The sequence below is a fragment of the Intestinimonas timonensis genome (assembly GCF_900626145.1).
GTDB classification, from domain to species: Bacteria; Bacillota; Clostridia; order Oscillospirales; family Oscillospiraceae; genus Intestinimonas; species Intestinimonas aquisgranensis.
The window spans coordinates 731,412-752,165 of sequence record NZ_LR130817.1 but is presented as its reverse complement, the minus strand read 5'-3'; the positions used below and the strand labels follow the sequence as shown (position 1 = coordinate 752,165).

The window sequence follows — 20,754 nt, the reverse complement described above, 5'->3', positions numbered from 1 at the left end:
TTGCAACACTGCTGTGCTCCCCGGAGAGGCAGCCGCTTCTCCGGGGAGGCAGACCAAAACTTCCGCCGTCAGCTTGGCTGTCGGCGTTTTTTGCGTCTCATCATGAAAAGGACGCGGCAGAGCACTCTGCCGCGTCCTTTTTCTCTTTATCCTGAACCATGAGCGCTTGGGTGATAGAAGATGCGCAGCCCGCCCTCTCTGTCCCGGAGCACCCCGGCATTCACCTCGTAGACCGTCCGGATCAATTCCGGGGTGAGCACCTCCTCCGGCCTGCCGGAGGCCACCACCCGCCCTTCCTTGACGGCGTAGAGCCGGTCGCAGTACATGGCGGCGATGTTCAGGTCGTGGATGGCGGCAATCACCGTCCGGTCCAAACTCTTAACGATGTCCATAAGCTGGAGCTGGTATTTGATGTCCAAGTGGTTGGTGGGCTCGTCCAGGATGAGGCAGGGGGTGTCCTGGGCCAGGGCCCGGGCCAGGATGACCCGCTGCTGTTCACCTCCGGAGAGGGTGGCGAAGGAGCGTTGGGCAAAGTCCGCCATGCCCACCGTCTCCAGGGCCCGGGCCACCATCTGATAGTCTTGGGCGTTGTCCCGGTCCAGAGCCCTCTTGTGGGGCGCTCGGCCCATCATAACCACATCCCGGACGGAGAAGTCGAAGTTATAGTAGTTGTGCTGAGCCACAACAGCCACCTGCCGGGCGGACTGTTTATAGCTGTATTCGGAAAGTGTCCTTCCATCCAGGTAGACGACACCTCCCGTTGGTTGGAGGACCCGGTAGATGCACTTGAGCAGGGTGCTCTTGCCGCTGCCGTTGGGCCCAATGATCCCTACCAGCTCCCCCCGCTCCGCCCGGAGGTCCACCCCACGGAGGATCTGGCTGCCGCCCAAAACGGCCTGGACGTCCGACGCACGGATCTCCATCAGTCACCACCTCCGAAGCCGTATTTCTTCCTGGCCATCAGGTAGACAAAGACGGGAGCACCCACCAGGGCAGTGAGCACACCGATGGGCAGCTCGTTGCCCGGCAGGATGACCCGGCAGAGCACGTCGGCCCACACCAGGAAGATGGCGCCCAGGAGGGCGGAGATAGGGATGAGCTTTTTGTGGTCGGTGCCGAAGAGCATCCGCACCACGTGGGGGATAAGTAGCCCCACAAAGCCGATGAGCCCCGCCTTGTAGACCGCGAAGCCCACCATCACCGCCGCTACCGTCAGGTAAATGAGCCGCCACCGGTGGAGGTCGGTGCCCAGGGTGACGGCGCAGTCATCCCCCAGCAGCATCAGGTTGAGGTTTCGGTACTGGCTCCAGAAAAAGAGCGTCCCCAATACCGCCACGGCAACGATGACGGCATTGCTCCCCCAGTCGGCGGCGGCCAGAGAACCCATGGACCACTGGACCACGGCGCTGGCGGCGTGGTCGTCGTTGAGGAAGAAGATGAAGAAGTTGGAGAAGCCGGAGCACACGGCGCTGAGGGCGGTACCGGCCAGGAGGAGCTTGACGGCGTTGGACCGCCCGCCCAGATTGGCCAGAGCCATCACCCCCAGAGAAACTAGCAGTGCCCCTGCGCAGCCCAGCATGCCCATGGCGCTGCCCCCCAGGAGTCCCCCAAACCCCAGCAGCATGGCCAGGGAGGCGCCCAGATAAGCGCCGGAGGACACGCCCAGCACATAGGGGTCAGCCAGGGGATTTTTGACGATGGCCTGCATGACGGCACCACAGACCGAGAGCCCCATCCCCACCCCCACGGCTAGGATCAGCCGGGGCAGCCGAATGAGCCACACCACATCGTGGACGCTGCTCCCGGTGGGCGCCGTCCCGCCCGGTAACAGGGCCCTCAGCTCCTCCAGGATGACTTCATACACCTGCCCCAGGGGGATGGACACGGTGCCGAAGCTGACCGCAGCCAGGAGGGAGAGCAGCAGCGCCCCCAACAGGCCCAGACAGACCAGGAGGTAGGCTGAATTAGCCCCAAAACGGTTCCGTTCCACGGCGCTCAGAGGTCCAGGCCGGGGTACATGCCCTGTGCCAAGGTTTTGAGGCCGTCAATGGTGCGGGGACCGCTGGCGTACATGTCACCCAGCATGATGAGGTGGACCCGGCCGCTCTGCACCGCCGACAGACTGGCCAGGGCGGGGTCGTCCTGGACGGCGGCGAGCTGCTCCGCCCGAACGGTGTCGGGATCATCCCCGGCATAGGCCATATAGACTACGAAGATCACGTCGGGATCACAGGCAACCAGGTCCTCCTTACCCATGTCGCTGCCATCCGGCCGGGCCAGTTCGCCGCCCAGGGCCGTGACCATATCTCCGGCCAGGGAGTCGGCGCCGTAGTTGGTGATGGTGCCGCTGGCCGTGGGCTCTACCACCGCCACCCGGACGGGCTCCTGCCCCTGGGCGGCGGTGAGCGTGGTCTCCACCTGGGCCTTCATCTCGTCTACCAGGGCCTGAGCACGGTCCTCCACGTCAAAGATCTTACCAATATTCAGAATGTCGGTATATTCGTTCTCCAGGGTGCGGGTGCCGCCGGGGACGGTATTGGAGTTCATGTAGGTCCCCACGCCCTTCTCATTCCAGGCCGCCACGTCGCCCAGCTTCTTTTCCCCAAAGTAAGAGCCCCAGGAGAAGATCATATCCGGCTCCAGGAGGGTGACCGTCTCCTTATCTGGGGCAAAGACGGTCTCGTCATAGTTCATCCGGGCAAAACCGTCCTTCCACTCGTCCTTGACCTCATTGTCCAGGCCGTAGGAGGCCAGTACGTGGTCCTCCAGTCCCAGGGCGATCATGGTCTCGATACAGCCCTGGTACACGGCGATGACCTTTTCCGGCGCCTTTTCGTAGGTATAGGTCACCGGCTCGCCGGCGTAATTGTAGTTGGTGATGGTCACCGGGTAGTGGCTGCTCTGGGGTTGGGTAGCCGTGGGCACCGGGGTCGTTTCCGCCGTCTTTCCGGCGGAACAGGCGGTCAGGGAGACCGTCAGGGCCAGGGCCGTCAGCGTAGCCAGAGTCTTTGCGTTTTTCATGGGGGGCGCTCCTTTCCTGCTTCCGTGTGTCTCCCGCCGAAAAACAACGGCCGCCTGCCCAACCGGGCAGACGGCACGAAAACAGTGCCCGGCAAAGGCCGTGCACCGTTCCAACAGACTGCTCTCAGCGGAAGACATCTCTGTTTTCATTCAACCAAGCAGGTTTCCTGGCTTACGGATCTCTGCGGACCGCGCCTTCTCACCGCGCTCTGCGCGGCAATGGCATCTGCGGCTCGCTCCCCGTTCACAGTGACCGGATCGCTCGGGACTCTCACCCGATTCCCTTTTACCCCAGCCGGAGCTGGGCACTTGCCGAATATGTAATTGTGACAGTCCCCTATTCTAGAGGATGCGCCCCCAATTGTCAAGCGTCATCCGGGCGCTGGGCCTTTCTTCCATCCATCCTTAGGTCACGGGACTTTCATGGCAAGGAAAAAGCGCATCGCAAGTGAAACACTTGCGATGCGCTGGTACGGCTGAAGGGATTCGAACCCCCGACCTACTGGTTCGTAGCCAGTCACTCTATCCAGCTGAGCTACAGCCGCTTGTCGCTTTCAAGGAAGTTCTTCCTGACAGCTCAATCATGATAGCATATCCTTTGAGGAAATGCAAGAGGTATTTTTAAAAAAAGACAATTTTTTCGTTGCGGGCGGGGGAGCCCCCCCGCCCGCATCCTATGTTGACTCAGCAGCAGCCGTTGTTGCCGCCGCAGCCGCAGTTATTGCCACAGCCGCAGCTGTTGCCGCAGCCACCCCAACTACCGCCGCAGCAGCAAATCAGGATGATGATCAGAATAATCCACAGGCAGCTGCCGCCGCCAAAGCCGCTGAGCCCGCAGCCGTTGTTGCACCCCATAATGAAGTACCTCCCAATGAGATGGTAGACCGTCTCCGGCCTCCACCTCATCCTATGCGCGGGCAGCGGTTTCGTGCTCCATAAATCAAAACTTACATCCGGGAAACAGTTACGCCGGACCGTACCGCGGTCACCACTGCCTCATCCAGTGCCCCTGCGGCTACCAGACGCTGCTGGAGGGTCCCGCTTCCGTCCTTCTGGGCGGCGTCCAGGGCGAAGTAGGAGAGATAGACCACGTGGGCCCGCAGGAAGGTGCCGCTCTCCAGAATCTGCCGCTCTCCCGCCGTCAGGACGCCCAGCTCCACGCTGCGCTGGAGAGCGGTGTCCCAGGTGAAGTCGGGGCTCTCGCCGCTCTCGCTGTACCCCAGCGCCCGCAGGAGGAAGGTCACATACTGCCCGGCGGTCAGGGTGTCATTGGTGCCGAAGAGCTTGGCCGCCTCATCCATGCCCTTGGTGTACCCCTTCTCATAGGCGTAGGCCACATAGCTCTGGCACCAGGCCGGCACATCGGTGAAGGGACACGCCGCCGTGGTGGACAGTGCCGCCTTCTCTTCCCCGATGAGGCGGAGGAACATAATGAGACCCTGAATACGGGTGGGCGCCTGCTCCAGATCGTAGCCGGAGCCATAACCCGTATCGCTGCCCTGGAAGAGCCCCATGATGTGCAGGGCGTCGACTAAGGCGTTATAATCGGTCTTGCTGCTCTCTGTCAGGGTATAGTAACCCTCCAGGGAGAGGACCGCTGTGGGAGAGGTCACCGTGATGGTAGCTGTCGTGTCCTCCATCACCAGATACCGCCGCCCCTGGGTCAGGGCGCCGGCCCCCTTCTCCCAGCCGCTGGAGAGATCAATGGTCTTTTTCCCCGTGCAGGAGAGGTCTCCGCTGCCGGCCAGCAGCAGAAAGCCCGATCCGGCGGTCACCTGAATGGTATCACCCTGCTTGACCCGAATGTCCTGGAAGGCGGCCTGATAGCTGCCGCCGCCGGCGGTACCGCCGCTGAGCTGCGTCAGATAGGCCTCGTGCTTAGCTTTCAGCTTGGCCTCGGCATCAGCATACAGGCTGTCGTGGCGCTGGGCGATGCGGCTCTCCGCCTGGGTCACCGTCTGGGTGGTATAAGTCCCGTCTATATAGCTTTTGCTCACCAGCGGATCGTCCGATCCGCCGCCCACAGCCAGGGCCACAGAGGCACACAGCAGCACACCCGCTGCCCCCGTGACCGCCAGTACTCGCTTTTTCATGTCATACTCCTTTGTCCGTGGCTCCTGCCCCGCCCACCGGCGCGGCTTTCTTTCAAGTATAACAAACCAGGCCCTGTCTTGCAATCCCCAGAGCCTGGGAGGTCATGCCACAGCGCTGCGCCTCACCCACAGAATACGGTGCCATGATAAAAACTGCCCCCGGCTATGCCGGAGGCAGTTTATCGTCGTAGCAGAACCAGGATTCCACCTATACTATTTATAACGCAGATAAGCGCGATGAAAAACCACATGCCAGGCCGCTCTATTTTTTGAGTTCCGTCCTTCAGAATCATTTTGGCCATGCTCAGAAGGAGCGCGCCACTGATACTGATCTGGCTGACGGAAAAATAAAACTCACTGGCATAGGAGTTGTGTGCCAATATGCCGGGAATCACAGTAATCACAAACAGAATCCAGCCGCACATGGACAGGATGTTCACAATGTGATAGACCAGCTTTCGCACACCTCACCCCTCCAGTGGCTTCTAGGCCTTCCCCTCCTGGCAATATAGTTCACTGCGAAGGACCATATGGATGTGGTCCTCCCACACGCCGTTGATCTTCAGGTATTTGAGGGCCAGGCCCTCGTTGTAAAAACCGGCCTTTTCCGCCACCCGGAGGGAGGCCTTGTTCCGGGGCATAATGTTGGCCTCGATACGATGGAGCCCCAAATCGTCAAAGGCGATACCGGCGACGGCATTCACCGCCTCGGTCATATAGCCCTGACAGAGGTGCGCCCCATCCAGCTTATAGCCCAGATGGCAGGACTGGAAAGCCCCACGGACCAGGTTGTTGAGCCCTACCATGCCGATGATGGTCTCCGGCTTCTCCTTTAAAAAAAGATAGAACCGGTAGCCCCGATCCTCCTCCGCCAGGGCCGCATCCTTTTCCAGAGAAGCACGCTGGCTTGTCTCTGTAAAGAAGTCCTCCTCCCGCTCCGGGTCAAAGGCGGAGAAGAAGGTCCGGTTCCGGCAATAGTAGTCGGTCAGGGCAGGTGTAAGGGACGGCGCGGCCAGCCGCAAGGCCAGCCGCGCCGTCTCATAGACAGACTTACACTCCATTTACTTGGTGCCGAAGATCCGGTCGCCGGCATCGCCCAGGCCGGGGACGATGTAGCCGTGCTCGTTGAGCTTCTCATCCAGGGCGGCGCAGTAGATCTCCACATCGGGGTGATCCTTGCGGACACGCTCCACACCCTCGGGGGCGGCGATGATGTTCATGAGCTTGATGTGCTTGACATCGTAGTTCTTGATGAACTGGATGGCGGCGGAGGCGGAGCCGCCGGTGGCCAGCATGGGGTCCAGGATGATGACATCCCGCTCGGAGATGTCAGTGGGCATCTTGCAGTAGTACTCCACCGGCTCCAGAGTGTCGGGGTCACGGTACAGGCCGATGTGACCCACCTTGGCGGAGGGGATCAGAGTCAGGATACCATCCACCATGCCCAGACCGGCACGGAGGACAGGGACGATGGCCAGCTTCTTGCCAGCCAGGGTGCGGAAGGTACCGGTGGCCACAGGGGTCTTGATGGTGACCTCCTCAGTGGGCAGGTCCCGGGTAGCCTCATAGCACATGAGGGTGGCGATCTCGGAGACGATCTCTCTAAACTCCTTGACGCCGGTGCGCTCATCCCGGAGGATGGCCAGCTTGTGCTGGATCAGAGGGTGGTCAAAAATATGTACCATTTTATCCATGTCGTTCTTCCCCTTTATCGTTTTTCATGGTCATTTCTTTTTCTTTGGCCAGCCGTTCCCGTTCGGCCTGGGAGAGTCGGTGGTAAACAGGTGCTAAGGCAGCAGCCGTCACCAGGCTGTCCCTCCGTGCCAACTCCAGGGCGCCCCGGGCCACCCCCCACGCGCTTTGGAGGCGCAGGTGAGGCGGCGCCAGCTCCACCGGCAGGCCCCGCTTGGTTAATTCATTATAACACAGTACTGCGCCGTCTCCAACCAGTATTTGTGTTTTTTTCCGTTCCGCCAGTTCACCGGCCAGTTCCTCAATGGAGATGGCCCGGTCGGGGCACAGGCGGGTAAGGCTCCCGCCGCCTGCCTGGAAGCGGGCGTTGTAGACCTGATTGCGCCGGGCGTCCATGACGGGACAGATATCCCCTTCCACGTGGGCCAGGCTCCAGGCCATGGCCTCCAGAGTGGAGACGCCAGCGCAGGGCTTGTCCTCTGGCCAGGCCAGGCCCTTGGCCGCCGCCACGCCAATGCGCAGCCCGGTAAAGGAGCCCGGGCCCGCCGCCACGGCAATCACGTCCATCTCCGACAGGGTGAGGCCGCAGTTTTTCAGCAAATCTCCGCACATGGGCAGAAGGGTCCGGCTGTGAGTAAGGCCGCTGTGCTGAAAAGTCTGGGCAATCAGTTTCTCATCCTCGCATACCGCCACAGAGCACGCCACGGCGGAGGACTCCAAAGCCAAGATCTTCAATCCAAATTCCCCCCTCCGATGGTGATGATTCGCTGATCGTCGTTCTCGCCCCGGCGGATATCCACCCGGAGGCAGTCGTTGTCCAGAGCGTCGGAGATGTTCTCGCTCCACTCCACAGCACATACGCCCCCACGGGCCAGGTAGTCCTCCCAGCCAATATCGAAAAGCTCGTCGGCGCTGCCCAGACGGTACATGTCGAAGTGGAACAGAGGGAGCCTGCCCCCTTCATACTCGTTGACAATGGTAAAGGTGGGACTTGTCACCCGCTCCCGCACCCCAAGGCCCCGGGCCAGCCCCCGGACAAAGGCGGTCTTTCCCGCCCCCAGGTCGCCGGTAAAGGCGATGACCGTCCCCGGCTCCAACTGTCCAGCCAGGGACTCCCCCAACGCCTCGGTCTCCGACGGGCTGTTGGTCACATGCTCCAATGGATCCCCCTCCTCTCCTCTGGGCCTGCATGCCCATACATGATATCCGGTTGATTATAGCACAAAAAAACACCGCTGTAAAACCTGTTTACGAAATCTGCCCAGAGTGGTACAATAGGATTGTTTCCTACCATTTTCCCGCCGTCTTCCGGGACATATGCCCGGAGGCACTGAAAAGGAGTGTTCACAGCCCGTGTGGCTCACCGACTGGGTCAAAGAATTTTTCCGCAAGGCGGACATGGTCCTCCTTGCGCTCATCTTGGCCGCCTCCCTCTTCGGAGTGATTCTCATCTATAGCGCTACCCGCTATTTGGGGCAGGACGGCATCCGTTATGTCCCCATCCAGATCATCTCCATCCTTCTTGGTGTGGTGGCCTACTTCATCATGTCCTTTGTGGACGTGGAGCTCTTCACCGAAAAGAGCTGGAAGTGGATGCTCGGCTTCAACGTCTTTATCATCCTCCTGCTCAAAACCCCCTTCGGTGTAGGTGCTGAGACCACCGGCAACAACTCCTGGCTGGCCTTTCCCTTCCTGCCGGTGAACATCCAGCCCGCCGAGGTGGCCAAGGTCTTTTTTGTCCTCCTGCTGGCCCTCCAGTGCCGCAAGCTCCAGGACTGGGGCATCAGCCGCTTCACCTCCGTGATCCAGCTGGCGGGCCACACCCTCTTCATGGCCGGGCTCATCGCCAAGGTCTCCGGGGACTTCGGCATGGTGCTGGTCTACCTGGGTCTCTTTGTCATCATGGCCTGGACCGCCGGCGTCAAAAAGCGCTGGTTCCTGCTGGGCCTGGCCGGTTCTGTGGGCGGGATGGCGCTGGCGTGGTCTCATATCCCTAGCTACATCCAAAACCGCTTCACCGTGGTCATCGACCACATCCTGGGCAACCCCGACACCCTCTATGAGCAGACCCAGGTGGCCGGCTGGCAGCAGACCCGCAGCATCCTGTCCATCGGCAGCGGCGGCGTCTTCGGCCAGGGCTACCTCCAGGGCACCCAGACCCAGAGCACCTCTTCGGAATCTCTCCCCGCCCGCTACACCGATGAGATCTTCGCCGTGTGCGGCGAGGAGCTGGGGCTTATCGGCTGTGTGGCAGTGATGCTCCTGCTCACCGCCATCATCCTGCGCTGCATTTGGGTTGCCCGGCGGGCCAGCAGCCCCATGTCTGCTTACATCGCCATGGGCTACGCCGCCATGCTCCTCCTTCAGACCGTCATCAACATCGGCATGTGCCTCTATGTCTTCCCGGTGGTGGGCCTCACCCTTCCCTTCTTCAGCTACGGCGGCTCCTCCATCATCACCCTTTATGCCTGTATGGGCATCGTCTCCGGCATCAAGATGCGCTCCCTGCCCAGCTGGCTCCGGGACCGCAGTCAGCTGGAGTGAGAAAAAGGGCCTTTCTTCCTGCTAGGCTGGAATAATCTCACGGCAAGCGTCCAAACTAAGACCACACCCTGACCCTGTGTCATTGAAGGAGGTCTTTGTTTTGAACTGTCCCCGTTCCCTGCGCCGGGGGGTGCTGCTGCTCCTGATGGTCACCCTCTCCGTGCTCATGGTCCTGCCTGTCTCCGCCCAGCTGCTCAGCCCGGAGGCAGAGGCCCCCGCCGTGGCCACCTTTGCCAAGAACGGCACTCCTCAGGAGGTCTTCACCTTCTCCGCCGACGATTTTCTGGTAGAAAACAGCGATGAGGCCCTGGACTCCATCGTGCTCACTGCCCTGCCCGACTCCAACGCCGGCGTGCTCACCTTAGGAGGCATCGATCTGGCCGTGGGTGAGGCCGTTGCCATGGAGGCCGTCTCCGGCATGGCTTTCACCCCCAACGCCTCCCCCACCACGGCCACCACCAGCTTTTCCTTCACCCCTGTCTTTGCCGACGGCTCCTCCGGTGAGGATGTGACGGTGGATCTCTATCTGCTCACCGCTGAGAACGCCGCCCCTATCTCCCGGGACCTGGAGCTGAGCACCTATAAGAACGTGGCCGCTCAGGGCCAGTTCTCCGCCGTGGACCCGGAGGGCGACCTGCTCACCTTCCGCCTGGTGGACAAGCCCGCGCGGGGCGCCGTCACCCTTCCGGAGGATGGCTCCGCCACCTTCACCTACACCCCCTATGAGAACAAGACCGGCAAGGACTCCTTCACCTATGTAGCGGTGGACGCCGTTGGCAATACCTCCGAGCCCGCCACCGTGAAGGTGAAGATCGAAAAGGCCAACACCAAGGTCACCTACGCCGACATGGATGGGGTGAGCGCCTACCGCTCCGCTCTGCGGCTGGCTGAGGAGGGCGTCCTCATCGGTGAGTGCGTGGGCGGCACCTACTTCTTCCAGCCCGACCTGCCCGTGAGCCGGGAGGAGTTTGTGACTCTGGCCATGCACACTATGGGGTTGGATGCCCTGGAAGGGGTCACCCGTACCGGCTTTGCCGATGACGACACCATTCCCACCTGGGCCAAGGGCTATGTGTCCTCCGCCCTGAAGTCGGGCTATGTCCAGGGTGTGGTCAGCGCCGACGGTGTGGTCTTTGACCCTGAGCGCACCATCACCCGGGCGGAGGCCGTCGTGCTTCTGGACCGAATGCTCCAGGTCACCGACGCCGCCGTCACCACCATGTACACTGACTATGACGTGGCCCCCGCCTGGGCCTGCCAGGCTGCGGTAAATCTCGAAACCGCCGGGGTCCTCCAGACCAACGCCGACGGCGCCCTCGCCCTCTCCGACACCCTGACTCGTGCCGATGCCGCCGACCTGCTGTGCGGTGCTCTGGACGTGCTGGAGAGCCGGGAGGATCAGGGCTGGTCCCTGTGGTAATGGATTTCCCCTCTTGACAAGCGCCTTCTTTCGGGCTATGATATGGCCTGCAAGGCGGCCCTGAAGGGCTGCCCCGGGGAATGAAGTGCTCCCCTGGCCACGGCCTGAACCGCTGAAAAGCTGATGACTTCTGCAATTTCTTTGCAGGAGCATCAGCTTTTTTTGCGCTCCTGCGCCACAAACGAAGGAGGAACCTCACCATGCTCACCAGTCTCGCCCTCATTTTCCTTGTCGGCATGACCCTGGGCTGGTTCTTCAGCCGGCTCCGGCTGCCCAGCCTTCTGGGAATGCTGCTCACCGGCATCCTGCTTGGCCCCTACGTTCTGGACCTGCTGGATGACTCCATCTTAGGCATCTCCGCCGACCTCAGGCAGCTGGCCCTCATCATCATCCTCACCCGGGCCGGCCTCTCCCTCCAGGTGGACGACCTCAAACGTGTGGGCCGCCCCGCCGTCCTTATGTGCTTCGTCCCCGCCTGCTTCGAGGTAGCGGGCATGCTTCTGCTGGCCCCCACCCTCCTGAACATCTCCCTGCTGGACGCCGCCATCATGGGAGCCGTGGTGGCCGCCGTCTCCCCCGCCGTGGTGGTCCCCCGGATGCTCAAGCTCATGGAGGAGGACTATGGCATCGACCACAGCATCCCCCAGCTCATCCTGGCCGGGGCATCGGTGGATGACGTCTTCGTCATCGTCCTCTTCACCTCCTTCACCGGCCTTGCCCAGGGGGGCACCCTCTCCCCCGCCACCTTTCTCCAGGTGCCCGTCTCGGTGGTCACCGGCCTGGCCTTCGGCGCCGTGGCCGGGGTTCTCTTCGGCGCCTTCTACCGCCGGTTCCACGTCCGGGACTCCGCCAAGGTAGTGGTCCTCCTCAGCCTCTCCTTCCTCTTCGTGGCCCTGGAGAACGAAATCAAAGGTATCATCCCCTTCTCCGGCCTGCTGGCCGTCATGAGCTGCGGCATCGCCCTCCAGCGGACCCGGCCCGAGGTGGCCCAGCGCCTGGCCGCCAAGTACTCCAAGCTGTGGGTAGCCTCTGAGATCCTACTCTTTGTACTGGTGGGCGCCACTGTGGACATCTCCTACGCCCGCTCCGCCGGCGCCGCCGCCCTGGTGGTTATTCTGGGCTGCCTGGTCTTCCGCATGATCGGGGTCTTCGCCTGCCTGCTGGGTACCGGCCTTCCCCTCCGTGAGCGGCTCTTCTCCATGATCGCCTACACCCCCAAGGCCACCGTCCAGGCTGCCATCGGCTCGGTGCCCCTGTCCATGGGGCTTCCCTGCGGACAGCTGGTACTGACCGTGGTCGTGCTGGCCATCCTGGTCACCGCTCCCCTGGGTGCCTTCGGCATCGACATGACCTACCGGCGGCTCCTTACAAAACATACCCCAGAAGCATAAGAAAAGACCGCGTGTCCCAGAATAGGTGAACAGATCCAGTAAAAACGGACAGTGACAAAAGCCCCCCTGATGTAGGAAAATAGACTACATCAGGGGGTTTTGTCATGAAGAAACGAAATTACACACACGTTCAAATGCTTTTACCAGAGATCAAGGCCATGTTGGCAGAGGGGAAAACACAGCGGGAAGTCGCAGAATACTATGGCTTCCGGAATAAGCAGGTGGTAAAAAGACTACTTGAGCGTGAGCGCCGTAAAGAACGAAAACTGGAAGCCGGAATCCGCCCACGACCGAAAGGACGGCCGAGAAAAGATGCTGCGCCAGGAGACGTTGTGGCAGAGCAGGCCTGTGAGATCCAACGGCTTCGCATGGAAAATAAACTACTGCGGGATTTTCTGCGCTTCACAGAAAGGAAGTGAGAGCAAAGGTAAAGTATCATATCATCTATCGTCACAGGACAGAGTATCCAGTGGCAGTCATGTGCAAATTCTTTGGAGTGTCCAGAAGCGGCTACTATGCTTTTGTCCATCGCCTAGGCAAGCCAGAAAAGGATGCGGCTCTTGCGGGGCTCATCGCACAGCAGCGGGAACGCAGCTTCCGCACCTACGGCTACCGGCGGATGTGGCTGTGGCTGAAAAGCCGGAATATCTTCTGCAATCCCAAAACTGTGCTGCGAATCATGAAGAAATATGATCTGCTCTCGGAGATCCGCCGCCGCAGGAAATGGCAGCAGATGGGGCGGCAGGCACACAAATACAGGAATCTGCTGAACAGGGAGTTCCATGCGGACAAACCTAACAGCAAATGGGTAACAGACATCTCCTACATCCACACCAGGCAGGGTGTGCTGTACCTTTCCATAATCCGGGACCTCTATGACAACAGCATCATCGCCTACAAGACTGGAACCCAGCAGACAGTGAATTTGGTTCTGGATACCGTTCATCTGGCAATGAAACAGGAGAAAAAGAGGGTCGCTGCGGAGTTGCAGCTCCACAGCGACCAAGGATTTCAGTACACCTCTGCAGCATACTTCAATCTGACTCAAGCATACGGAATCACACCATCCATGTCAAGGAAAGGAAACCCGTACGACAACGCCATGGCGGAAAATTTCTTCTCTATCCTCAAAACAGAATGTATTTACCGCCACAAACCGGCGACCTTTTCCGAAGCCAATGAGATGATTGACCGCTATATTTACTTCTATAACCATGAGCGCATCCAGTTAAAAACTGGAGAGGCGCCGCTGGCGCGACGCCTCTCCGCTTAAAACTTAATCTTTCCTACTAAGGGCTCTTTTTTGTACTGTCCGCACAATCTGGGGCAGTTCAAGGGACACGCGGTCTTTTTTAATAGCTGTTGAGGGGGACGGAGCCATCGTCCTGGGCCTTTTCGATGTTCCGGATGACCACGTCGTAGCCATAGCTGTCGTTGACCTGAATGTGGACACGGTCGCCGGCCTTTTTACCCAGCAGGGCCTTTCCCACCGGGGACTCCTTGCTGATGAGGCCGTGGAGGGCGTCCTGCCGCATGGTGGTGACCACCTGGTAGGTCTCAGTCTCGTCGTCCTCCTCGATGTAGACGGTCACCTTGTCATAGAGGCCAACGGCGTCCTCCGCCGAGGCGTCCGACACCACCACCGCCGTCTTGATCATATTCTCCAGAAAGCGGATACGGCCCTCGTTGCGGTTTTTCTCCTGCTTGGCGGCCTTGTACTCAAAGTTTTCGCTCAGGTCGCCGAAGCCCCGGGCCTCCTTCACCGCCTCCAGGAGCTGGGGCCGCAGGGTGATCCGGCGGTAGTCCATCTCCTCCTTCATCATCTGGAGGTCCTTTTGGGTCAGTTCATTGTGCATGTGTCCGCCGCCTCACTTTTTGAGTTCCTTCCGCACCGCCTGGGCGATGATGGCCTGGCCCTCGGGAGACTTGAGCACATCCAGCACCATGCCCCGCAGCAGATCCTGCACGCCCTTGCTGGCCAGCATGGCGTCCAGCATACCGCCCTGGACCGGCTCTGTCGCCTTGTGCTTGGGGGGCTTGGGGGCGGGCTTGGGCACAAAGACCGGCTCCTCGTCGGTGAAGGCGGCGGCGTCCATCCAGTCCTCCTGACGGGTGCGGTCGCTGCTCTCCCCCCGGAGATAGAAGACGGACACCCCGAAATAGGCAGCGATCTTCTCCTGCTGCTCCTTGGTGGGGGTCTGCCGTCCCGTCTCAAACTTCTCGGCGGCGTTCTTGGGGAAACCCAGAGCGGCGGAGAGGGCGGGGCGGCTCAGCCCCCGCTCGTTGCGCAGCTCCTCCATGCGCTGTCCCAGTGTGACCATAAAAACAACCTCCTTGGGTGGGTTTTTCTATGATGATACCATAAAGGTGTAACATCAACAGCAGGCGTTTTGTTCACAAAACGCCTGGATACACGGTATCCTGCCGCACTTGTGCGGCAACTGTCGATATTATACCACACCCGTCAAGCACGGACCTTTTTTCTCTCCAAAGCGGAACTGTCACCTCGCCAAATCCGGCTCCCTGTGGTATACTGTATGAGCCGGCTCTACCGGCCTAACCGGCCCATTCCGGGCAAAGATAGGAGCGAACGACACATGGAGCACTGGATCAACAGCGCCGTCTTTTACCATATCTATCCCCTGGGCTTCTGCGGCTGTCCCGAGTACAACCCTGGCGGGGAACCGGTTCAGCGGCTGGAAAAGCTGCGGGAGTGGATTCCCCACCTCAAGGAGCTGGGCGTGAACGCCCTCTATCTGGGGCCGGTGTGCCAGTCGGTGAAGCACGGCTACGACACCACCGACTACTACCAGATCGACTGCCGCCTGGGAGACGTGGACTCCTTCGCCGCCCTGTGTGACACCCTCCACGAGAATGGCATCCGGGTGGTGCTGGACGGCGTCTTTAACCACGTAGGCCGGGGCTTCTGGGCCTTCCGCGATGTGCAGGAGAAGGGCCAGGCCTCCCACTACTGCGGCTGGTTCCAGAACCTGAACTTCGGCGGGGGCTCCCCCATGGGGGACCCCTTCTGGTACGAGTCCTGGGGCGGCCACTATGAGCTGGTGAAGCTCAACCTGAAAAACCCCGAGGTCCGGGATCACCTGCTGGGGGCCGTGGGCATGTGGATGGACCGTTTCCACATCGACGGGCTCCGGCTGGATGCCGCCGACTGCGTGGACTTCGACTTCTTCCGGGCCCTGAAGCATTATACAAAATCCCGGGACCCGGAATTCTGGCTCATGGGCGAGATCATCCACGGGGACTACGCCCGCTGGGCCAATCCGGAGATGCTGGACTCGGTGACCAACTACGAGTGCTGGAAGGGCAACTGGTCGGCCCACAACTCCAAGAACTACTTCGAGATCGCCCACTCCCTCAACCGCCAGTTTGGACCCGGTGGCATCTACCGGGGACTGTGCCTCTACAACTTCACCGAAAACCACGACGTGGACCGGCTAGCCAGCACCCTCACCGACCCCGCCCTGCTGGAGAACGTCTACACCCTCCTCTATACCATGCCCGGCGTACCCTCCATCTACTACGGCGGCGAGTGGGCCGTGGAGGGGAAGCGTACCCCCCACTCCGACGTAGTGCTGCGGCCCTGCCTAGAGCTTGCCGACATGGAACAGCGGGACCAGGACCTGTGCCGCCACCTCTCTGCCCTCTCCCGCATCCGCCGGGCCTTCCCTGCCCTGGCCGTGGGAGACTATGAGAATGTGGTCATCAAAAATGAGCAGCTGGTCTTCCGCTGCGCCACCCCGGAGCAGCGGATCTACGTCCTCTTCAACCTCTCCCACCAGGAGTTCGGCCTGGAGTTCCGCCACAACGAGCCGGTGCTCCAGGACGTGCTCAACGGCGACGAGATCTACCACAATGACGGCGGCCGGACCTGGGTCGTCATGCCCCCCTGCTCGGCCAAGATCCTGGTGGGCGCCCCCGACCGCTTCACCTGGCGGGCGGAGGAGCCTCAGGCGGTGACCGTCCCCGTGGAGACACCGGCAGAGCCCGAGCCCCCCGCCGCCCCTGTCCCGGAGGTCAATGTGGAGCCGGTCCCTGAGACTCGGGCCGAGGCTGCCGCTCCTCAGTCGGAGGAGCCCGTTCCCCAGCCGGAGCCGAAAGCGGAGCAGGCCGAGCCCAAGACAGATGCCGGACAGGTGCTGGTCCTGCTGGCACACCCCAACGGGGACAGTCTCAACGCCGCCATGGCCCAGATTGCCGTCGATGCCCTCCGGGCCAACGGCTACGGGGTGTGGCTCCACGACCTGTGCGCCGAGGGCTTCGACCCGGTGATGCCCGCTGATGAGGTTGCCGGTCTGCCCTCTCAGGACCCACTGGTCTTCCGGTACCAGGAGGAGCTGAAGCAGGCCGACGGCATCGTGGTGGTCCACCCCAACTGGTGGGGCCAGCCCCCCGCCGTTCTCACCGGCTGGCTGGACCGGGTGCTGCGGGAAGGGACCGCCTACACCCTGCCCAAGGCTGGGGAGGAGTCCGCCCCCCTGCTGAAGGCCAAAGCCGCCCTGGTCTTCAACACCTCCAACACTCCCGCGCCGGTGGAGGACGCCGTCTATGGCGATCCGCTCCAGCGCATCTGGCAGAACTGCGTCTTTGGACTTCTGGCGCTGCCCGCCTTTGACCGCTGCCTCTTCCGTCCGGTGGCCGGAAGCACCCCGGAACAGCGGAAGCAGTGGCTGGACGAGGTGGCCGCCATGGTGTCCGCCTATTTTCCCAAAAAGCGCCGGAAATAAGAAAGGAGGCCGCCCATGAACGGTACGGCCAAGCGAGGTTCCATCAGCTTCTTCGGCCTGGTGGCCATGGGGGTGGGGTGCATGCTGGGAACCTCCTGGCTTCTCCTCACCGGAACCTGGCTGGAAACCGCACGAGGCCCCCTCAATCTGGCGGTGGCCTTTCTCCTCTGCATGGCGGTGGAGTTTCCCTTCGCCTTCGCCTATATGGAGGCCATCCCCATGCTCCCCCTTCCCGGCGGTGAGACGGTCTACGCCACCGCCGCCTTCGGGTGCCGCGGCGGCTTCCTGGTGGGCTGGGCCGGGGTCATGATGAACACCATCGTCTTCTGCTGGGTGGACCTGGCCGCCGTTGCCTTACTGGACGAGCTCTTCCCCATACTGGGCCAGGCCGGGCTTCTCTACACCGCCGGCGGCTATGCCGTCACCCTGCCCAATGTCCTCATCCAGTTCCTCCTGGCTGGAATCATTCTCTATATCCAATACCGGGGCGCCAACGTATGCGCCGCCCTGGCCAAAATCGCCACGGTGGTCCTCCTCTTTATGTGCCTGATTGGACTCATCGCCGCCTTCGCCCACTTTGACCCGGAGATCTATGCCTCCGACGGCGGACTGGACTTTGATTTCACCGGCTCCATGTCCCTTCTCTCTCTGCTGGTCTTCTCGGTAGCCGGATGGGAGACAGTGGCCAAGGCCGCCGCCGACGCCGAGGGCAAGGCTGCCCGAAAGGCGGGCTTGGCCCTCATCGTCTGCCTGGTACTGGTCACCGGCCTATTATGTCTGGTGTCCACCGCCGTGGCCGGAAATATGCCCTGGCGGGAGGCCGTGGAAACCACCGCCCCCTTTGCCGACATTCTGGTAGACATCACCGGCATGCCGGTGGTGCGGGTCCTGTTGCTGCTCACCGCCTTTGTGGGCGCCGTGGGCGTCATGAACTCCACCCTCTATTCCGCCGCCCAGATGATCTACGGCCTGGCCGGCTCCGACCTGGTGAGCCGCTGGTTCTGCCGTCTCCACCCAAAATACGGCACCCCCACCCGCTGCATCTGGGCCTCGGTAGCCCTGGTTCTCTTTGCACCTTTCCTGGGCAAGCTCTTCTTCCTCCCCCTCATCAACACCGCCTCTCTGGCCACCATCATCATGTGGGTGACCACCCTCTTTGCCGTGCTGCGGCTGCGCCGGACCCACCCCGAGCTCCGGCGGCCCGTCTCCATGCCCGGCGGCAGGGTGACGGCGGTATTGGGGATCATCGCCTCCCTTTTCCTCACTCTCAACCTGATCCTTCCCTTCTCCCCCGGCGGCATGGGCGCTCTGGACTACCTCCTGGCCGGCGTGCTGGCAGTGGTGGGGCTGCTCCTCTACCACGGACGGGACCGCACCATTACCGACGACGACCGCAGCCGGCGGATGTTTGGCGATCTTCTATGACGAACAAAGCGGCGACTCCGACCCAAGTCGGAGTCGCCGCTTTGTTATGCCCGCTTCACCTTCACCTGGAGCTCGGTGAGATACTCCTCCTCCAGGTCCGTGTCGTGGGCGTCGATGCGGTAGAGCTCCAGGGGGGCGCCGTCCAGCTCCAGACCCAGCGCCGCCACCCCACGGAAGAGGGTCTGGCAGTGTTCCTCCAGATGCTCGTAGGAGCCACGGTAGAAGAGACTGGCGTACTCCCCTGCCGGGAGGACCGTGTCCCGCTCCTGGTCCGGCCCGGTGAGGAAAAAAACGAAGGAAAAATGCTTGTAGTCCCCCGGTCGCATGGACTTCCTGTCCAGGAGGGCACCCATGGTCTGCTTGCCCATGATCTTGATGGTATTGCTGTGACGCTTTTCCAGCTTTTTGAGGAGAAAGTCGATCTCCTTCTCCAGAATCACGTCCTCCTGGAGGATGACGCAGGGGCGCTCCGGCATGGTCCGGCAGGTCACCACCTCGGTCTCCACGTCCTGGTAGCGGAGCAGCCGGGCACGGCGGTCCCGGTTCTCCCCCCGCATCTCCATCAGTTCCGCCATCTTCCGCTCCAGCAGCTCCTCCTGTCGGTCCAGAAAGGACAGGGTTTCCGCTACGCTCCGCCGGTCCAGATAGGCTCCGATCTCCTCCACTGGCACCCCAAGCTCCCGCTGGGCCCGGATGATATTCAGCGCGCAGATGTCCTGGATATGGTAGACCCGATAGCCATTCTCCCGCCGCTCTGGGTGGAGGAGGCCTTTTTCCTCATAATAGCGCAGGGTGTCCGGGTGCAACCCGAAGAGCTTGGCCAGCTCATGGATCTGATAGAGGTCTCTCATCTTTTTTCCTCCTGGGTCTTGACCTTCGGATATTCCGAGGGTTTATCATGTGCTTACAGGCGCCGATACGATTCTGGGAGGTCATCTCATTATGGACCTAGTAAAGCGTTTTTTCAAGTTCGTCGTCCCATCCATCGTCTCCATGTGGATCTTTTCTCTCTATACCATGGTGGACGGGGTCTTTGTGTCCAGAGGAGTAGGAGAAGTCGCCCTGCGAGCGGTCAATCTCTCCATGCCCTTCACTTCCTTTATTTTTATGGTGGGCATTCTGTTGGCCACCGGTACCTCCACCGTCATCTCCATAGCCCTGGGCCAGGGGGACCTGGAGCGGGCCAGAGGCTACTTCAACCAGAACCTGGCGGTGACTGGGGCCGCTAGTCTCCTGCTCACCGTGCTGGTCCTTCTCAATTTGGATACAGTTGCCCGGTTTCTGGGGGCTACCCCGGACACTCTGGTATATGTGAAGGAATACGTGGGTACCATCGCCGTCTTCGCCGTCTTTTTCACCGTCTCTTACAACCTGGAGGTCCAGGTGAAGGCCAACGGTACCCCTCATATCAGCACCGTGGGGGTCATCTCCTGCGCCCTCATGAACGTGGCTCTCGACGCCCTCTTTGTGCTGGTCTTCCACTGGGGGGTATGGGGAGCCGCCTTCGCCACCGGTCTGGCCCAGGTGACCTCCACGGCGGTCTTTACCGGCTACTTTCTCACCCATCGGCGGCGGCTCCGGTTCCAACCCTTCCGCTGGGAGCTCTCCGCCTACCGGCGCATCCTGCCCCTGGGCCTCTCCGAAGGGCTCAACGAGCTCTCCAGCGGTCTGGTCATCTTTCTCTTCAACCATGTCATCCTCAGGGTCATCGGTGAGAACGGCCTCACCCCCTACACCATCATCAGCTATGTCAACACCCTGGTGCTCATGACCATGACCGGCATCGCCCAAGGTATACAGCCACTGGTCAGCTTCCACCTGGGAGCAAAGGAACGCTCCGTCTGCCATCGTCTCCTCCGATACGGCATCACCCTGGCCCTGACCCTCTCAGTGGTCTTCTTCTTCCTGGTGGAGATAGGAGACGGGGCCATCGTGGGTTTCTTCTTGGAGCATGAAAGCCCCATGTTCAGCTACTCTATCTCCGCCCTAGGCCTGTATGCCTTCTCTTTTCTGCCCATGGGCCTCAATGTGGTAACCGCAGCCTTTTTCACCGCCGTAGAGCGGCCCGCCTTCGCCCTCTCCATTTCCTTCGGCAGGAGTCTGGTGCTTATGGCCGCCTCCCTGCTCACCCTCTCTGTCCTCTTTGGGGATACCGGCATCTGGCTGTCCACCCTATGCTCCGAGCTGTTGTGTCTGCTCCTTACCGCCGTTTGTGCCCTGGCCTATCGAAGGAGTTTTAAGCGATGCGCAGAATCCAAACCTACTTGATAAAGGTTTTTCACAGACAGGTAAAGCCCTTTGTTCCCAGCATATACGTCACATTGTCCAAGTACGAAAAGAGGACAGGCTGGTTGACTTCAGTCTGTCCTCAATTTGTTGTTGACTCCAAAAACTGTTCTCATTCCTCCTCGCGGAGCAACCTT

Annotated in this window: 21 protein-coding genes, 1 tRNA gene and 2 riboswitches; of the genes, 8 read left to right on the top strand and 14 right to left on the bottom strand. The window is 61.1% G+C overall.

What is annotated here, in order from left to right; genetic code table 11:
• Positions 1-146 precede the first annotated feature (146 nt).
• The 11 genes from E0E29_RS10335 to tsaE form a co-directional block, all read right to left on the bottom strand.
• Positions 147-923, bottom strand: a complete 777-nt coding sequence (locus E0E29_RS10335) for an ABC transporter ATP-binding protein (RefSeq protein ID WP_130849785.1) — start codon at positions 921-923, stop codon at positions 147-149.
• Positions 923-1,990 carry a FecCD family ABC transporter permease gene (locus E0E29_RS10330; RefSeq protein ID WP_130849784.1) on the bottom strand — a complete coding sequence of 356 codons (1,068 nt, stop codon included), beginning with the start codon at positions 1,988-1,990 and terminating at the stop codon, positions 923-925. The genes E0E29_RS10335 and E0E29_RS10330 overlap by 1 nt, the downstream gene beginning before the upstream one ends.
• Before the next feature lie 5 nt (positions 1,991-1,995).
• The gene (locus tag E0E29_RS10325) at positions 1,996-3,021 is read right to left on the bottom strand and encodes an ABC transporter substrate-binding protein (protein ID WP_130849783.1); all 1,026 of its coding nucleotides are present in this window, start codon (positions 3,019-3,021) and stop codon (positions 1,996-1,998) included.
• Between the two features lie 140 nt (positions 3,022-3,161).
• A riboswitch (cobalamin riboswitch) is annotated at positions 3,162-3,348 on the bottom strand.
• A 141-nt stretch (positions 3,349-3,489) separates the two neighbouring features.
• Positions 3,490-3,566 (bottom strand) — tRNA-Arg (locus E0E29_RS10320).
• 139 nt (positions 3,567-3,705) lie between these two features.
• A complete protein-coding gene (locus E0E29_RS18215; protein ID WP_165449869.1) occupies positions 3,706-3,876 on the bottom strand; it encodes a hypothetical protein in 171 nt (56 codons plus the stop codon).
• Between the two features lie 92 nt (positions 3,877-3,968).
• Entirely contained in the window at positions 3,969-5,114 is a 1,146-nt protein-coding gene (locus E0E29_RS10315; protein WP_130849782.1) for an S-layer homology domain-containing protein, read from the bottom strand.
• 179 nt (positions 5,115-5,293) lie between these two features.
• Positions 5,294-5,578 (bottom strand): hypothetical protein, encoded by a 285-nt coding sequence (locus E0E29_RS10310; RefSeq protein WP_130849781.1) that lies wholly within the window; start codon positions 5,576-5,578, stop codon positions 5,294-5,296.
• A gap of 21 nt (positions 5,579-5,599) precedes the next feature.
• Entirely contained in the window at positions 5,600-6,175 is a 576-nt protein-coding gene (locus E0E29_RS10305; protein WP_130849780.1) for a GNAT family N-acetyltransferase, read from the bottom strand.
• Positions 6,176-6,808 carry a uracil phosphoribosyltransferase gene (upp, locus tag E0E29_RS10300; RefSeq protein WP_130849779.1) on the bottom strand — a complete coding sequence of 211 codons (633 nt, stop codon included), beginning with the start codon at positions 6,806-6,808 and terminating at the stop codon, positions 6,176-6,178.
• The gene (gene tsaB, locus E0E29_RS10295; protein ID WP_130849778.1) at positions 6,801-7,541 is read right to left on the bottom strand and encodes a tRNA (adenosine(37)-N6)-threonylcarbamoyltransferase complex dimerization subunit type 1 TsaB; all 741 of its coding nucleotides are present in this window, start codon (positions 7,539-7,541) and stop codon (positions 6,801-6,803) included. The genes upp and tsaB overlap by 8 nt, the downstream gene beginning before the upstream one ends.
• Entirely contained in the window at positions 7,538-7,966 is a 429-nt protein-coding gene (tsaE, locus tag E0E29_RS10290; protein WP_130849777.1) for a tRNA (adenosine(37)-N6)-threonylcarbamoyltransferase complex ATPase subunit type 1 TsaE, read from the bottom strand. The genes tsaB and tsaE overlap by 4 nt, the downstream gene beginning before the upstream one ends.
• A 193-nt stretch (positions 7,967-8,159) precedes the next feature.
• Between tsaE and E0E29_RS10285 the strand changes: the two genes are divergently transcribed.
• The 5 genes from E0E29_RS10285 (at position 8,160) to E0E29_RS10265 (ending at position 13,434) form a co-directional block, all read left to right on the top strand.
• The gene (locus E0E29_RS10285; RefSeq protein ID WP_242622454.1) at positions 8,160-9,350 is read left to right on the top strand and encodes an FtsW/RodA/SpoVE family cell cycle protein; all 1,191 of its coding nucleotides are present in this window, start codon (positions 8,160-8,162) and stop codon (positions 9,348-9,350) included.
• A gap of 100 nt (positions 9,351-9,450) precedes the next feature.
• Positions 9,451-10,770, top strand: a complete 1,320-nt coding sequence (locus E0E29_RS10280; RefSeq protein ID WP_242622453.1) for an S-layer homology domain-containing protein — start codon at positions 9,451-9,453, stop codon at positions 10,768-10,770.
• Positions 10,771-10,837: 67 nt separating this feature from the next.
• A riboswitch (Fluoride riboswitch) is annotated at positions 10,838-10,910 on the top strand.
• Positions 10,911-10,970: 60 nt separating this feature from the next.
• A complete protein-coding gene (locus tag E0E29_RS10275) occupies positions 10,971-12,161 on the top strand; it encodes a cation:proton antiporter (protein ID WP_130849775.1) in 1,191 nt (396 codons plus the stop codon).
• Between the two features lie 104 nt (positions 12,162-12,265).
• Positions 12,266-12,580: an imidazolonepropionase gene (locus E0E29_RS10270; RefSeq protein WP_130848458.1), complete on the top strand. Its 315-nt coding sequence runs from the start codon at positions 12,266-12,268 to the stop codon at positions 12,578-12,580.
• The gene (locus E0E29_RS10265; RefSeq protein ID WP_130848459.1) at positions 12,577-13,434 is read left to right on the top strand and encodes an IS3 family transposase; all 858 of its coding nucleotides are present in this window, start codon (positions 12,577-12,579) and stop codon (positions 13,432-13,434) included. The genes E0E29_RS10270 and E0E29_RS10265 overlap by 4 nt, the downstream gene beginning before the upstream one ends.
• 79 nt (positions 13,435-13,513) lie before the next feature.
• Here the strand turns inward: E0E29_RS10265 and E0E29_RS10260 are convergent, their stop codons facing one another.
• A complete protein-coding gene (locus tag E0E29_RS10260; protein ID WP_130849774.1) occupies positions 13,514-14,017 on the bottom strand; it encodes a GreA/GreB family elongation factor in 504 nt (167 codons plus the stop codon).
• Between the two features lie 12 nt (positions 14,018-14,029).
• Positions 14,030-14,482, bottom strand: coding sequence for a helix-turn-helix domain-containing protein (locus tag E0E29_RS10255; protein ID WP_130849773.1), 453 nt, complete (start codon positions 14,480-14,482; stop codon positions 14,030-14,032).
• A 276-nt stretch (positions 14,483-14,758) separates the two neighbouring features.
• On the opposite strand from E0E29_RS10255, the gene E0E29_RS10250 reads away from it, so the two are divergent.
• Entirely contained in the window at positions 14,759-16,906 is a 2,148-nt protein-coding gene (locus E0E29_RS10250) for an alpha-amylase family glycosyl hydrolase (protein WP_130849772.1), read from the top strand.
• A 15-nt stretch (positions 16,907-16,921) separates the two neighbouring features.
• A complete protein-coding gene (locus E0E29_RS10245) occupies positions 16,922-18,331 on the top strand; it encodes an APC family permease (protein ID WP_130849771.1) in 1,410 nt (469 codons plus the stop codon).
• Between the two features lie 44 nt (positions 18,332-18,375).
• Here the strand turns inward: E0E29_RS10245 and E0E29_RS10240 are convergent, their stop codons facing one another.
• Positions 18,376-19,182 carry a MerR family transcriptional regulator gene (locus E0E29_RS10240; protein WP_130849770.1) on the bottom strand — a complete coding sequence of 269 codons (807 nt, stop codon included), beginning with the start codon at positions 19,180-19,182 and terminating at the stop codon, positions 18,376-18,378.
• 91 nt (positions 19,183-19,273) lie between these two features.
• On the opposite strand from E0E29_RS10240, the gene E0E29_RS10235 reads away from it, so the two are divergent.
• Positions 19,274-20,599: an MATE family efflux transporter gene (locus tag E0E29_RS10235; RefSeq protein WP_130849769.1), complete on the top strand. Its 1,326-nt coding sequence runs from the start codon at positions 19,274-19,276 to the stop codon at positions 20,597-20,599.
• The last annotated feature ends 155 nt before the right edge of the window (positions 20,600-20,754 follow it).